This window comes from Priestia sp. TGN 0903 (genome assembly GCF_050846855.1).
Classification (GTDB): Bacteria; Bacillota; Bacilli; order Bacillales; family Bacillaceae_H; genus Priestia; species Priestia zanthoxyli.
In genome coordinates this window covers 65,428-78,430 of the sequence record NZ_JBOZGL010000010.1, presented here as the reverse complement: position 1 = coordinate 78,430, position 13,003 = coordinate 65,428, and the positions used below count along the sequence as shown (strand labels likewise).

The window sequence follows — 13,003 nt, the reverse complement described above, 5'->3', positions numbered from 1 at the left end:
AAACTCCTTTCAACATCGTTAATGAATGCAACCATAGTTTTTTCAAACATCCCCTGTTTTATCCTGAATACCAAAAGGGAAATTCTTCTATTCACTCACAAAAAAGAAACGTCCACATAAAGTGAACGTTTCTTTTTTAAATGAGATAAAAACCAATTCCCATAATAATATAAGCACCTAAAAGAGTTGCGCCTTCAAACCAGTTTGTATCTCCGTCATTAGAAATCGCAATCGTTAAAAATACGGCTGTTACCATCGCAATCAACTCAGGCCAAGTAAAAACAAGAGACATTTGGCTTTCGAACATTAGCGAAACAAGTACTAATATTGGTGCTACAAACATCGCTACTTGTAAAGTTGATCCAACAGCAATTTCAACAGCTACACCCATGCGATTTTTAACGGCCATAATAATAGCGGAAGCATGCTCTGCCGCGTTCCCAACAATCGCTACAATGATGACCCCGATAAACAGCTCACTCCAGCCAAAGCTTTCCGAGACAATTTCGATTGTACTTACCAAGCTTTCGGATACATAAGCCACCGCTAACGTAGACAAAAAGAGAACCGCAATCGCTTTCCACATTGACCACTCTGGCTCCTCATGTTCTTCCACTTCTTCACTTTTATGCTGATACACGCCTCGATGCGTGACCAGCTTAAAGAATAACGCCGCTAAGTATAAGATGATGAGAATAATGGAAATTCCGACACTTAGAGACATGGTCTTCGCTTCGTCCATTTCGCTAGCAAACACTTCAGGAATAACAAACGCAACGATAACGGCAAAGATCAATAATCCAGAATTATGTCTTGCATCATAGACATTAAATTCTTGACGCTTAAATTTAAGTCCCCCGATAAAGAATGAAAGACCGCCTACAAGAAGGAGATTTCCTAATACAGAACCGGTTAACGATGCAAGCACCACGGCTGTAAGGCCTTCTTTTAAAGCAAAAATCGAAATGATTAATTCTACAGCGTTACCAAAGGTAGCATTCAATAGACCGCCTATTCGAGGACCAGCTACAACAGCTAAGCTCTCTGTAGCTCTTCCCATAAAAGCTGCGAGGGCAATGATTGTTAAACAGTAAATAATAAACATAAGAACATCTGACCAGTGCATCATGTGCCCAATAACAGATAGCGGCACCCCAAGAATAACCGCTATCAGAAAAATCCGATTGATCATCGATATGTACACCTACCTTATTCATTTTTTGACAACAAAATCAATCATATAAAATTAATGGAATTTGTATAGACTCACCGTCAATGTTAGTATTTTTAACCTATTTTTATAAATGATAAACCTCTAATTGATTTTTGATTAAGATATTTAAAAATCAGCCAAACTACCAAGGATAATGAGATAGAATGAGGAGTGAAAAAATGAGTAATGATGTAAAAAATCAAATTTTATCGGTACTGGATGACTATACAATCGGAACGTTAGCTACGATTCAAGATGGAAAACCTTATTCACGCTTTATGATGTTTTTTCATGAAGATCTTGTGCTTTACACCGCCACCAATAAAGATACCCACAAAGTCGAAGAACTAGAAAAAAACCCTTACGTTCATATTTTGTTAGGCTATGATGGGCAAGGTTGGAGTGATCCGTATGTAGAGGTAGAAGCCAAAGTAAATGTAGAAACAAACGAAGAGTTAAAAAAGAAATTTTGGAATGAAAAGTTAAAAGAGTGGATTAAAAGTCCAGATGACCCAAATTTTTTGCTTCTTCAGCTGACTCCTGAACGCATGCGCTATTTTGATAAAGCCGGAAGCAAACCAAAAGAAATATAAAAGTGGACAATGTCCACTTTTATTTTATTTCGAAGGTTTCTGTCACTTCTATACTGTCAATAACCGACTGTAGCATTGAACAATTTTTTCGGGCTAGCTCAATCGATTTTTCAATTTTGTCTAATGGCAGGTCTTTTCCCGTGATGATATAGTGCAAATGAATTTTTTCGATTCGCCCCGCTTTTTCATCATTGCGCGTTACATCAGCTTGGATGTGTAAATCGGAAAAAGCGATTCTTTTTTTCTCTAAAATCTTTCTTAACACGCCTCCGCTGCACACGGCAATTGACGATGTCATTAGCTGATACGGACGAAAGCCATGCTCTTCATCTCCGGCGATATGTAGCTCTCCATAAGGAAAATCTGTCGTAAACCCCGCCTCTTTTTTCATGTTAAATTCCATTTTCTTCACTCCTTTCCTTCATTATAAACCGTTTTTTATATAACCAACTACTCTCACTATAGATCACTTGTTACACCGCGGTTTATTTCCGGGCACCATCACAATAAAAAAATCCGAACGAATTTGATTCTTGATCAAGAATCAAATTCGTTCGGATCTTCCTTCAACTAATATACTTTTGTCCTAGCCTTTTGTATGACTCCGTATTAAATTAATTTTCCAGCGCGAATATCATCCGTCATTCCTTCGTAAGGCGCTTGAGCGATAACTTCCTCATTGTTTACTCCGACATTTTTGATGAATGTAATGTCAGCAAATTCGGGAACCACGTATTTCGGATATGTTTCGTATTTTTCACGGGATTCATGCATTAAATCAAGATAATCATTTTGATAGCACACGGTAATTTCAGGATGTTCATGTACCCATTTTGGGAAGAAAATAATTCCGTGCATGCGTTTTTCATCAGGCATAAAGTTCAAAGATACATCTGTCCCCGTTGGTTCAGTCCAAGATACTTTATATACACCTTCTGTTAATTTCACAATATCTACTTTTTGGTCACGAACCCATCGTCCTGCCACCATTCCGCTATGAATACGATAATCGATTGTATTTTCGTTTTTAATATAGATTTCATATTCCCATCCGTTTTCGTATGTGTAAATCATATGATTTCCAATAAATTTTTCCATGTCTATACCTCTCCTTTGATTTGATTTATAAAACTTCGTATATGTCTAGCACAACGCTTTCTGGGTTTCTTACAGCAGCGCCTATAAACATGCGGTCCTGTAACCACTTATACTTTGCACTTCCAGTTTCAAAGACAGGAATCGTACGAAAGTAAACGTGCTCTGGAGGTATAATTTCACCTTCAGCAGCCTGTTCTCTAAACTCTTCACTAACCTGACGTATTCCATTGTTTTCAATATAAATAAGTTCATCATCTTCTGTTTGAATGACATATCGTGCAGATAAATCGACGCGGCCATCCCAACGAATAATTTGAGAATCCGCTCCACTTGGAAGAATTAAGCCTTTTATTTCCCCGTCTGCAGTACCTGACTTAATGGGAATAAACTGTTTTTTTCCTAATCCTGTATGACCAATAACGACGGGTGTACCAACATTAATTGTGAATGTTGCTATTTTCTTCAGCCCTGGTTCTATCATAGCAATCACCTCTTAATTGTAAATAAAAACATGTAAATATTTACACGTTTTATTCTACTCCCCTTACATAAAGATGTCAAATGGACAGCACGGCCTGTTTATATCCTTGTCAATAAAGCGTTTTCCTTGTACGATTAAACAGTTGGATTGACAAAATATAGATAAAAAGAGGTTAAATGCTATGGGTGCTACTCATCAACAACGTTTCTGGATTTTAGTTAGCCTTGTCGCCATTTCTGGATTCAGCCAAGGCATGCTGCTGCCTTTAATTGCTATTATTTTTGAGAAAGATGGTCTTTCCTCTACTATAAACGGATTAAACGCAACTGGATTGTACCTGGGCATCTTATTTATTTCTCCTTTCATGGAAGCGCCGCTTCGCAGATACGGATACAAGCCAATTATCGCAGCAGGAGGACTTTTAGTTATTGTATCTTTAGCTTTGTTTCCCCTGTGGAAATCTGTTGTATTTTGGTTTGTGCTCCGTTTATTTATTGGAATAGGAGATCACGCGCTGCACTTTGGAACTCAAACGTGGATTACATCGTCTTCCCCTGCTGATAAAAGAGGTAGAAACATTTCACTGTATGGGCTCTTTTTTGGTATTGGTTTTGCTGTTGGTCCTTTAATGACGCCGTTAATTGAAATTAATCAAGCGCTGCCTTTTATGATTTCTTCTGCTCTATGTCTTCTAACGTGGGTATTTTTATTTTTGATAAAAAATGAATTTCCCCTTCAGGGAGTTGAGGTTAATTCATTAAAAGAAACGGCTAAGCGATTTTCTAAAGCGGCTAAATATGCTTGGATTGCTTTTTTACCGCCTTTTGGATATGGTTTTTTAGAGTCATCACTGAACGGCAGCTTTCCTGTATACGGTTTACGAATTGGATTGCAAGTAGAGTTTATTTCACTGCTGCTGACTTCCTTTGCAGTTGGAGCTATTGTGTTTCAGCTTCCTCTTGGCATACTGAGCGATAAATTCGGACGGAAATTGGTATTAGGATGGATTTTATCAATTGGAGCCGTGACTTTTTTTACAGCAAGTCTCTTGGAAGACACCGCTATTCCATTAGTAGCGTGTTTATTTATAGCAGGCATGGTTGTAGGTTCTACGTTTAGTTTAGGAATCAGCTATATGACGGATTTGATTCCTACTCGTCTGCTTCCTACAGGTAATTTACTATGCGGCATTGCTTTTAGTATCGGAAGCCTTGCCGGTCCTTACATAGGCGGTACTTTTATTCAGTTCTTTCATCATGTCAGCTTTTTTAATATTATTAGCGGGATGCTTGGCTTTATTTTTATCCTTCTTTTTGTATTCGGACAAAAAATGCCTATGCAGCAAAAAACAAGCGAGAACTTATAAGTTCTCGCTTGTTTTTAAACTTTTAGCGTCCGGTGCTGAAGAGCTGATTTTTCAATTTGTATCGTCGTATGCTCAATACCACAGTGATCGTGTACTAAATCAATGGCTTTTTGCAAAATCTGCTGACAATCTTTTTCATCTTCTACGCGCATATGACAGCTCAATGAGTCCAGTCCTGAAGTAATCGTCCAGATGTGTAAATCATGCACATCTTTGACTCCTTCAATGTTTTCAAGAAGGTTTTTTATTTCACTGTGATCCACTCCTTCAGGAGAGCCTTCCATCAAAATATGAACGCTATGAGCAAGCACGCCCCAAGCGCTTTTTAAAATTAATACAGACACAACTACAGAAATAATCGGATCAGCAATATACCATCCAAACAGCATCATAAGAAGTCCCGCTACAATAGCTCCAATAGACCCTAAAGCATCTCCCAATACGTGTAAGTAAGCGCTGCGCAAATTTACATTTCCTTTTACATCGCCTTGTCTCATAAGTGACCATGCGCTGATTAAATTAGCGATTAAACCAACAGCAGCAATCAGCATCATGCTGCCGCTTGCTACAGACTGCGGCTCCAGTACGCGCTGATAGGCTTCATAAATGATAAACCCTGCTATTACAAACAGTGCCACTCCGTTAAAAAGAGCCGCTAATATTTCAAAACGATAATAACCGTACGTTTTTTTAGCCGACGCAGCTCGGTTAGCAAACCATATGGCTACGAGGCTAAGAGCAAGTGAGCTTGTATCAGACAGCATGTGTCCGCTATCGGATAATAGCGCTAAACTATTTGTAAAAAGCCCTCCGACAAACTCAAGAACCATAATACCCGCGGTGATAATTAGTGCAATTAACAGACCTTTTTTGTTGCCTTCACGCTGTGTATCAAAATGGTGATGATGACCATGATGATGATGGTGGTGATGATCATGACTCATGCAAAGCCCCTCCTTCTAATCGTTATGTGCGCATTCTACGTGCTGAATCACTTGATGCAGTATTCCAACCACGTGTTCATCATCGTACGTATAGAAATACGTATTCCCTTCACGGCGATATTTTACTAAACGTAAATGACGCAAGTGAGTTAACTGATGTGAAATAGCTGATTGTGAAACACCAAGCACTTCAACCATATGACCGACTGAACACTCTTCTTGAAATAGCAAATAGAGAATCTTCATTCTCGTAGGATCTGAAATAGCTTTTAGTATTCTTGATGCTTCTTCTACTGTTTGAGGTGATAAAAACGAATGTTCATCTTTTTTCATAACATCTCTCCGTTCATTATATGCAAGTATATGAGCATATGTTCATATATAAATTATAAAATACCTTTTTCTCTATAGTCAATTATTTACGTCTTTCAAAATTTTTTTGCCTATTTTAAAAAAAAATCCACACAAAATACTTTTTCTGTTATATAATACAATTAAATATAATAAACTGTATTAAAACAGATGGAGAGGAGAATAATAAATGAGCAGACAAGAACGTAAAAACATGATTACATTTATTGAAACAATGAAGGGGATTGACCGTGAAACCTTAATGTACATGACGGATGCCGATATCGAGCACATTTACACTTCCGCTTATAAATATTATGAAGAGCATTTAGATATGTAGTACGTTTTTTACAGAATGCAGACGTCCAGCTGCATTCTGTTTTTATTTTTTAAGCATTAGTTGTTACCTACTTGCTTGTTCCGTGCTATACTATACTAAATATCCCAATTCAAAAGATAATAAATGGAAAAAGTGTGCTGCTATCGCTGAGATGGCAGCTTTCGTGCTTTTTTAGGGGTAATGATTGTGATTATTTTTCTCAATTATCGTTCAAGGAGGATTTGTATGGAAAATGCGTTACCTAAAAAACAAGAACAAACGCCGCAAACATCTTCTGCTGTCAACGTATTAAAAACACATGGTGAACTCATTGCTGCACTGTTGAGCGGAGTGCTTATTTTAGCCGGCTGGCTGATTTCAAAACAGCAGGATACAGCTGTATCTATTACGCTCTTTGTATTAGCTTATGTGATAGGTGGATTTGCTAAGGCAAAAGAAGGCATTGAAGAAACGATTGAAAATAAAGAATTAAACGTCGAAATGCTAATGATTATTGCGGCCATTGGAGCGGCTGTAATTGGCTACTGGACAGAAGGTGCTATGCTTATTTTCATTTTTGCACTAAGCGGTGCATTAGAAACGTACACCATGAATAAAAGCAACCGAGAAATTAGCGCCTTAATGAATTTGCAGCCGCAAGAAGCAACGCGGCTGATTGGAGATCAAGAAGAAATTGTCTCCATTTCAGATTTACAAATCGGAGACTTGCTGTTAGTTAAGCCGGGTGAACGAGTGCCGTCCGATGGTATTGTTGTCTCAGGTCAAACAACGATTGATCAGGCGGCTATTACGGGTGAATCTGTCCCTGTACTAAAACAGCTCGAAGATGAAGTATTCGCGGGCACGGTGAATGTGAAAGGCGCCATTACCATTAAAATGACAAAGCCAAGTGCTGAGACGCTGTTTCAAAAGATCATTCAACTTGTTCAAACGGCTCAAAGTGAAAAGTCTCCTTCTCAATTGTTTATCGAACGATTTGAAGGCACATACGTAAAAATTGTTCTATCGGTTGTGGCAGTTATGCTGTTTCTCCCCCACTATGTGCTTGGATGGAGCTGGACCGAGACATTTTATCGAGCAATGATTCTCTTAGTTGTAGCGTCTCCTTGCGCCCTAGTTGCATCTATCACCCCTGCTTCGCTGTCTGCTATTTCAAACGGAGCAAAAAAAGGAATTTTGTTCAAAGGCGGCGTGCATTTGGAAAGGTTAAGCCATTTAAGCGCAATTGCTTTTGACAAAACAGGCACGTTAACAAAAGGAAAGCCAGAAGTGACAAATGTTATTGTACGTTCTGATATAAACGAACAGGAATTTCTTATTAAAATAGCATCAATTGAACGTCAGTCTAATCATCCGCTTGCTCAATCCATTGTTGACTTTGTGAAAAACAAGCAGGAATTGACGCTCGTTCAGCCAGATTCACTTGAAGACGTTCCCGGATACGGTGTGATTGGGTCTCTTCAAGGAGATACGTGGAAGATAGGAAAAGCAGATTTTGTAGGTAAAGAAGAAGCAGCTGAATTTGAAAATGGGATTTCATCTACGCTTGCCAGTGAAGGAAAAACGATTGTGTACGCAAAAGACCAGCATGGTATTGTGGGATTGCTTGCGCTAAAAGACGTTGTACGAACAGAAGCTGTAGAAGCTGTTAAATCTCTGAAAGAGCAGGGTATTCATACCGTCATGATTACAGGAGACAGCGAAAAAACAGCCGAGGCCATTTCAAAAGAATGTGCCGTCGATGAATACATTGCAGAATGCTTGCCTGAAGCGAAAGTAGATAAAATTAAAGCGTTAAAAGAAAAATTCCCTACCGTTTCAATGGTGGGAGATGGGATTAACGATGCACCTGCTCTGGCTACTGCTAACGTTGGAGTAGCTATGGGAGAAGGAACGGATGTGGCACTTGAAACGGCAGATATTGTTTTAATGAAAAATGATTTATCAAAAATTTCGGATGCAGTAGCTCTTTCCAGACGAATGAACTCAATTGTGAAGCAAAACGTTATTTTTTCTATTGCCGTCATCTTTTTATTAATTTGTTCGAATTTTTTCCAAGTGCTTGATATGCCATTTGGTGTTATAGGTCACGAAGGCAGCACCATTTTAGTTATCTTAAACGGCCTTCGCTTGCTAAAATCTTAACGAAAAAAAGCCTAACGTATTTGTTAGGCTTTTTATTATGGAAATCGATGCCTTAATGGTAACCGTTTTGTCCATTTTGGCTGTTGCTTGTTTTATGCTTTGGCTGGCTCTTTTTATTTTGCTTTGTATTGCTTCCGTCTTTTTTTGTATGCTTTGTCATGATGTAAAACCTCCCTTTCACTTGGTTAGTATGCTCATATCTTGCGAATGATTTCATCCCAATTTGTGACTATGAAGATTTGACTCGGCGGTCGTAGAAAATAGCGTTAATTTCTCCTCCAATAACGATAATCATCCCCGATAGGTACAGCCAAATAAGCAAGATAATAATTCCGCCCAAGCTTCCATATGTAGCCGTATAGTTATTGAAATGATTGACGTAGTACGCAAATAGCATCGATACCACTGTCCATCCGACCGTAGCAAAAGCCGCTCCTTTTACAACATTTCGAATCAGCAGCTTTTTATTAGGAGCAAAGTAATACAACCCCGTAAAAACAGTAAACAAAATGAGACCGCTGATAATCCAGCGGGAAGCAGACCATAAAGCGAGAAAAGTTTCTGAAAATCCAAACGTAGACGATAAATAAAGACCAATCATATGACCAAAAACAGGAAGTAAAAGCGCTACAATAATAACAAATATCATCGCAAAAGTAAGGAGAACTGCCATGCCTCTCGCCACTAAAAACGGCCGATTTTCTTGTACGTGATACGCTCGGTTAAATGCCCTTACGATCGCATTAATTCCATTTGAAGCAGACCACATCGTGGCAATGATACCAAAGGACAATAGTTTTTCATTATGAGAACCAATGATATGAGAAACGTTGCTTTCAATCATGTGCAGCGTTTGCTGTGGCGCTACATTTTCGACCAAGTCAAGCAGATCTGTTGATTCCAATGGCAAAAATCCAATCAGCGTAATTAAGAAAATTAAAAAAGGAAATAGCGAGAGCAGCAAATAATAAGCCAATTCAGCTGATAAGCTGGGCAGCTCATCTCGATGAATGCGGCCCATGAGTTCTTTGCCAAACTTTACGATGTTATTTATGTATATTCCAGCCATATGTGCCTCCTTATTTATTTTTGTTCATCACCATACTTCTCTACAAATGCTTCTTTTGTATCGTTTACAATTTCCATCACCTGAGGGGTTGTTTCTTTTAACTTTTCTACTTTTCCTGCTACAAATGATACATCTTCAGAAACTTGCTCAATGGTCGTACGGATCGTTTCATATTTCTCTTTCACAGTATCCGTTACAAGTTCAGGATGCTGAATAAGAGTCGTTGTTTTGTCTTTCAATTTTTTACTTCCTTGAATAACGGAACTTCTGGTTTCTTTATCAAATAAAGAAACAGCTCCTCCTATAATTGCTCCAATGACCATACCTTCTACTAGCTTATTTCGTTTACCCATTTGTCGTTTCTCCTCCGTTTTTTATTTTTTTAGTATCACTTATTCCGAGAAATGCTTCTCTATAATTTCGTCTAAAAGCGCCTTGCATCCTTCTTGAACTAAGTCATATACTTCGTCAAAATTTCCCGTGAAATAAGGATCAGGCACATCTTCAATATGTAAACCAGGCACAAAATCCAAAAGTCTTGCAATATAACCTGTTTTAGTATGTCCAGCCATTCTTCTCAGATTTCCTACATTTTCGACATCCATTCCAATAATATAATGAAATTTAGCTACATCCTCTTGAATCACTTGTCTTGCTGTTTGCCCTTTAAAATCAATGTTGTTTTTCGTTAAAATAGATTGCGTCCCTTCATGAGGAGGATTTCCTTTGTGCCAGCCTCCTGTGCCTGCAGAATCTACGTGAATTTGTCCTTGTAGCCCTTTTTTCTTCACCATATCTTTAAAGACCGCTTCTGCCATGGGTGAACGACAAATATTTCCCAAACAAACGAATAATACGTTAATCATAGTCTCGACTCCTTTCCCTTATTACAAACATTATATACAATCATTTTTAAACTAAAAAATAGTTTTCTTTTATTTATATCGTTTCCACTCTTCTGTGGATAAGAACCTGACATAAAAGTGTTCACACGATAAAAACATGTTACAATAAAAAAAACGCAACTGGAAGGATGAACAAAGTGGATTTATCAGTAAAATCTCCAGAAAATATTAAACATATGGTCGATAGCATCAGTGAAAAATTGCGCATGCTAAATATCGGAGCAATTAAAGCCGAAGCTTTTGACGAAGAAATGTATGAAGACTTAAAGTACTTATACGATATGGTAATGAGAAAAGATTCTTTTAGCCCAAGTGAAATGCAAGCGATCGCGGAAGAATTAGGTACACTGCGTAAACAAGCTTAATGACACCTCCGTCAATGACTAATAGCCATTGACGGTTTTTTCTACATTTTTTTCTATACATGAATGCTGCACCTTTTAGCGAGCAAATAAGAGTTAAATCGTTTACATACACATAGATGAAATATTCCCAAAAATCTTTCTTTTTTATTAGGAATTGACGTTTTTATTATTTGTCTATAGAATGTATCGAAATACCTAAAGCTCGTATAGTCTTGGAAATAGGGTCCAAGAGTTTCTACCGAACTACCGTAAATAGTTGGACTACGAGGGTTGAACATCATTCATACTGCATTTTTATTCTTCTTTATGTTCTCCCTTACATAGTCCTTCATTGTTATTCAGTTATACAATGAGAGGAGTCACATTCATGTCAAATACAAAAACAACATTAAAAAAACAGCTTGCTGTTGCCAATAAAAAAATACCTGCAGATCTTGTAGTGAAAAACGGGAAAATTATCGATGTCTTTACGCTTTCCATCATTGAAGCCGATATTGCGATTGCTGATGGAGTGATTGTTGGAATAGGTCAATACGATGGGAATAACGTCGTTGATGCAAAAGGAAAATACATTTCTCCTACGTTCATTGATGGACACGTTCACATTGAATCATCAATGGTTACACCTAAAGAGTTTTCAAAACTTCTTGTACCTAGAGGCGTTACAACTGTCGTAACGGATCCTCATGAAATTGCGAATGTTTCAGGGAAATCTGGTATTGAGTTTATGCTTCAAAACTCGGACTCCATTCCTTTAGACGTATTTGTGAACTTACCTTCAAGCGTGCCAGCAACTCCTTTTGAAAGCTCTGGAGCCGTCTTAAAAGCAGCTGACTTAGCGCCATTTTTCTCTCACTCTCGCGTGCTTGGATTAGCAGAAGTAATGGATTTCCCTGCTGTTCGAGATGGAGATGACGATATGCTCGATAAATTACAAGCAGCTAACGATGCAAACGGCGTAATTGATGGGCACGGCTCAGGGCTAGATGCCACGGGCGTTAACATTTATCGTACCGCTAATATTTCAACAGATCATGAATGCGTAACAGCAGAAGAAGCAATTGAACGTATTCAGCGCGGGATGTATGTTCTAATCCGCCAAGGTTCTGTTGCTAAAGATTTAAAACAATTGTTACCTGCTGTAAATGAACGCAACGCGCGCAGATTTTTATTCTGTACCGATGACAAACATCTAGATGATTTATTAACGGAAGGCTCTATTGATTACAATGTTCGTTTTGCTATTGAACTCGGGCTGGATCCGTTAATTGCGATTCAAATGGCTTCATTAAATGCCGCTGAATGCTACGGGTTAAAAGATAGAGGTGCGGTTGCTCCTGGTTACAAAGCTGATTTTATTCTGTTGGACGACTTAACCGATATATCTGCAGCACATGTTTATCAAAACGGAGAGCTCATTGCTGAAAATGGAGAGATGCTGTCTGTGCAAGAAGAACAAATTGATCTTCCGACAGAACTAATGAATTCTGTTCATTTGAAAGAGTTTTCTATTAACAAACTTACGATACCACTTCAGCACAATCGGGCTAATATTATTGAAATTAATCCAAACAGCCTGCTTACAAATCATATTGTAGAAGAAGTTCAAGTAAAGCAAAACGAATTTCAGCCTTCTGTAGAAAACGATCAGCTGAAAATGGCTGTTGTTGAGCGCCATCATCTAACAGGAAATATTGGTCTTGGGATCGTAAAAGGATTTCAGTTAAAAGACGGAGCGATCGCTACTACGATTGCTCACGATTCACATAATATCGTAGCCGTAGGAACAAATGATGAGGATTTAGCAAAAGCAATTGCGGCAATTGAAGAAATCGGCGGAGGTATTGTTATTGTAAAAGATAATGAAGTGATTGGTTCCCTCCCTCTTTCCATCGGAGGGTTAATGTCACCTCACCCTTACAATGAAGTAAATAGCTTACTTAAGCAGCTTCACGGGGCTCTTCATGAGCTTGATATTTCACAGAAATTCAACCCGCTGCTGACGTTATCTTTCTTAAGCTTGCCTGTTATCCCATGTCTAAAATTAACCGACAAAGGATTATTTAACGTAAAAGAATTCAAGCATATCCCCGTTCAAGCATAAAACAAAAAGGACTCTTTTGAGTCCTTTTT

15 protein-coding genes and 1 riboswitch are annotated in these 13,003 nt (G+C 38.3%); of the genes, 6 read left to right on the top strand and 9 right to left on the bottom strand.

All coding sequences use genetic code 11. The features are described from left to right. Nucleotides 1-136: 136 nt before the first annotated feature. A complete protein-coding gene (gene cax / locus ACRPLY_RS23935; RefSeq protein ID WP_034263745.1) occupies nt 137-1,192 on the bottom strand; it encodes a calcium/proton exchanger in 1,056 nt (351 codons plus the stop codon). A gap of 200 nt (nt 1,193-1,392) precedes the next feature. Here cax and ACRPLY_RS23930 point away from each other — a divergent pair, with 200 nt between their 5' ends. Continuing rightward, nucleotides 1,393-1,806: a pyridoxamine 5'-phosphate oxidase family protein gene (locus tag ACRPLY_RS23930; RefSeq protein WP_034263743.1), complete on the top strand. Its 414-nt coding sequence runs from the start codon at nt 1,393-1,395 to the stop codon at nt 1,804-1,806. 19 nt (nt 1,807-1,825) lie between these two features. Here the strand turns inward: ACRPLY_RS23930 and ACRPLY_RS23925 are convergent, their stop codons facing one another. The 3 genes from ACRPLY_RS23925 to ACRPLY_RS23915 form a co-directional block, all read right to left on the bottom strand. After that, nucleotides 1,826-2,209: an OsmC family protein gene (locus ACRPLY_RS23925; RefSeq protein WP_165635414.1), complete on the bottom strand. Its 384-nt coding sequence runs from the start codon at nt 2,207-2,209 to the stop codon at nt 1,826-1,828. A gap of 206 nt (nt 2,210-2,415) precedes the next feature. Beyond that, nucleotides 2,416-2,904, bottom strand: a complete 489-nt coding sequence (locus ACRPLY_RS23920; protein ID WP_034263740.1) for a phenolic acid decarboxylase — start codon at nt 2,902-2,904, stop codon at nt 2,416-2,418. A 25-nt stretch (nt 2,905-2,929) separates the two neighbouring features. Then, nucleotides 2,930-3,385: a DUF3237 domain-containing protein gene (locus ACRPLY_RS23915; RefSeq protein ID WP_028412450.1), complete on the bottom strand. Its 456-nt coding sequence runs from the start codon at nt 3,383-3,385 to the stop codon at nt 2,930-2,932. Between the two features lie 181 nt (nt 3,386-3,566). Here ACRPLY_RS23915 and ACRPLY_RS23910 point away from each other — a divergent pair, with 181 nt between their 5' ends. Then, the gene (locus ACRPLY_RS23910; RefSeq protein WP_098999466.1) at nt 3,567-4,751 is read left to right on the top strand and encodes an MFS transporter; all 1,185 of its coding nucleotides are present in this window, start codon (nt 3,567-3,569) and stop codon (nt 4,749-4,751) included. A 14-nt stretch (nt 4,752-4,765) separates the two neighbouring features. On the opposite strand, the gene ACRPLY_RS23905 is transcribed toward ACRPLY_RS23910, so the two are convergent. Continuing rightward, nucleotides 4,766-5,695 (bottom strand): cation diffusion facilitator family transporter, encoded by a 930-nt coding sequence (locus tag ACRPLY_RS23905; RefSeq protein WP_165635416.1) that lies wholly within the window; start codon nt 5,693-5,695, stop codon nt 4,766-4,768. A 15-nt stretch (nt 5,696-5,710) separates the two neighbouring features. Beyond that, nucleotides 5,711-6,028 (bottom strand): ArsR/SmtB family transcription factor, encoded by a 318-nt coding sequence (locus tag ACRPLY_RS23900; RefSeq protein ID WP_034267028.1) that lies wholly within the window; start codon nt 6,026-6,028, stop codon nt 5,711-5,713. Nucleotides 6,029-6,236: 208 nt separating this feature from the next. Between ACRPLY_RS23900 and ACRPLY_RS23895 the strand changes: the two genes are divergently transcribed. Together ACRPLY_RS23895 and ACRPLY_RS23890 are read left to right on the top strand one after the other, a co-directional pair. Then, the gene (locus ACRPLY_RS23895) at nt 6,237-6,386 is read left to right on the top strand and encodes a BH0509 family protein (protein WP_013055132.1); all 150 of its coding nucleotides are present in this window, start codon (nt 6,237-6,239) and stop codon (nt 6,384-6,386) included. Nucleotides 6,387-6,611: 225 nt separating this feature from the next. Then, entirely contained in the window at nt 6,612-8,531 is a 1,920-nt protein-coding gene (locus ACRPLY_RS23890) for a heavy metal translocating P-type ATPase (protein ID WP_049162765.1), read from the top strand. A gap of 229 nt (nt 8,532-8,760) precedes the next feature. Here the strand turns inward: ACRPLY_RS23890 and ACRPLY_RS23885 are convergent, their stop codons facing one another. Genes ACRPLY_RS23885 through ACRPLY_RS23875 form a run of 3 tightly spaced genes read right to left on the bottom strand, consistent with a single transcriptional unit; the run spans nt 8,761 to nt 10,466 of the window. Next, nucleotides 8,761-9,600: a YihY/virulence factor BrkB family protein gene (locus tag ACRPLY_RS23885; RefSeq protein WP_034267022.1), complete on the bottom strand. Its 840-nt coding sequence runs from the start codon at nt 9,598-9,600 to the stop codon at nt 8,761-8,763. 14 nt (nt 9,601-9,614) lie between these two features. Continuing rightward, complete coding sequence (locus ACRPLY_RS23880) at nt 9,615-9,953, bottom strand: YtxH domain-containing protein (RefSeq protein ID WP_098112305.1); 339 nt, start codon at nt 9,951-9,953, stop codon at nt 9,615-9,617. A 39-nt stretch (nt 9,954-9,992) separates the two neighbouring features. Beyond that, complete coding sequence (locus tag ACRPLY_RS23875) at nt 9,993-10,466, bottom strand: low molecular weight protein-tyrosine-phosphatase (protein ID WP_098112304.1); 474 nt, start codon at nt 10,464-10,466, stop codon at nt 9,993-9,995. A gap of 176 nt (nt 10,467-10,642) precedes the next feature. Between ACRPLY_RS23875 and ACRPLY_RS23870 the strand changes: the two genes are divergently transcribed. Both ACRPLY_RS23870 and ade read left to right on the top strand, forming a co-directional pair. Continuing rightward, nucleotides 10,643-10,870: a DUF1128 domain-containing protein gene (locus ACRPLY_RS23870; RefSeq protein WP_013055127.1), complete on the top strand. Its 228-nt coding sequence runs from the start codon at nt 10,643-10,645 to the stop codon at nt 10,868-10,870. A gap of 182 nt (nt 10,871-11,052) precedes the next feature. Then, nucleotides 11,053-11,154: riboswitch (purine riboswitch) on the top strand. Nucleotides 11,155-11,237: 83 nt separating this feature from the next. Beyond that, nucleotides 11,238-12,974, top strand: coding sequence for an adenine deaminase (gene ade, locus ACRPLY_RS23865; protein ID WP_047751737.1), 1,737 nt, complete (start codon nt 11,238-11,240; stop codon nt 12,972-12,974). The last annotated feature ends 29 nt before the right edge of the window (nt 12,975-13,003 follow it).

Excerpts from the sequence above, each read along its gene's own strand:
- cax (WP_034263745.1), bottom strand. The coding sequence starts at position 1,192 with ATGATCAATCGGATTTTTCTGATAGCGGTTATTCTTGGGGTGCCGCTA.
- ACRPLY_RS23930 (WP_034263743.1), top strand. The coding sequence starts at position 1,393 with ATGAGTAATGATGTAAAAAATCAAATTTTATCGGTACTGGATGACTAT.
- ACRPLY_RS23925 (WP_165635414.1), bottom strand. The coding sequence starts at position 2,209 with ATGGAATTTAACATGAAAAAAGAGGCGGGGTTTACGACAGATTTTCCT.
- ACRPLY_RS23920 (WP_034263740.1), bottom strand. The coding sequence starts at position 2,904 with ATGGAAAAATTTATTGGAAATCATATGATTTACACATACGAAAACGGA.
- ACRPLY_RS23915 (WP_028412450.1), bottom strand. The coding sequence starts at position 3,385 with ATGATAGAACCAGGGCTGAAGAAAATAGCAACATTCACAATTAATGTT.
- ACRPLY_RS23910 (WP_098999466.1), top strand. The coding sequence starts at position 3,567 with ATGGGTGCTACTCATCAACAACGTTTCTGGATTTTAGTTAGCCTTGTC.
- ACRPLY_RS23905 (WP_165635416.1), bottom strand. The coding sequence starts at position 5,695 with ATGAGTCATGATCATCACCACCATCATCATCATGGTCATCATCACCAT.
- ACRPLY_RS23900 (WP_034267028.1), bottom strand. The coding sequence starts at position 6,028 with ATGAAAAAAGATGAACATTCGTTTTTATCACCTCAAACAGTAGAAGAA.
- ACRPLY_RS23895 (WP_013055132.1), top strand. The coding sequence starts at position 6,237 with ATGAGCAGACAAGAACGTAAAAACATGATTACATTTATTGAAACAATG.
- ACRPLY_RS23890 (WP_049162765.1), top strand. The coding sequence starts at position 6,612 with ATGGAAAATGCGTTACCTAAAAAACAAGAACAAACGCCGCAAACATCT.
- ACRPLY_RS23885 (WP_034267022.1), bottom strand. The coding sequence starts at position 9,600 with ATGGCTGGAATATACATAAATAACATCGTAAAGTTTGGCAAAGAACTC.
- ACRPLY_RS23880 (WP_098112305.1), bottom strand. The coding sequence starts at position 9,953 with ATGGGTAAACGAAATAAGCTAGTAGAAGGTATGGTCATTGGAGCAATT.
- ACRPLY_RS23875 (WP_098112304.1), bottom strand. The coding sequence starts at position 10,466 with ATGATTAACGTATTATTCGTTTGTTTGGGAAATATTTGTCGTTCACCC.
- ade (WP_047751737.1), top strand. The coding sequence starts at position 11,238 with ATGTCAAATACAAAAACAACATTAAAAAAACAGCTTGCTGTTGCCAAT.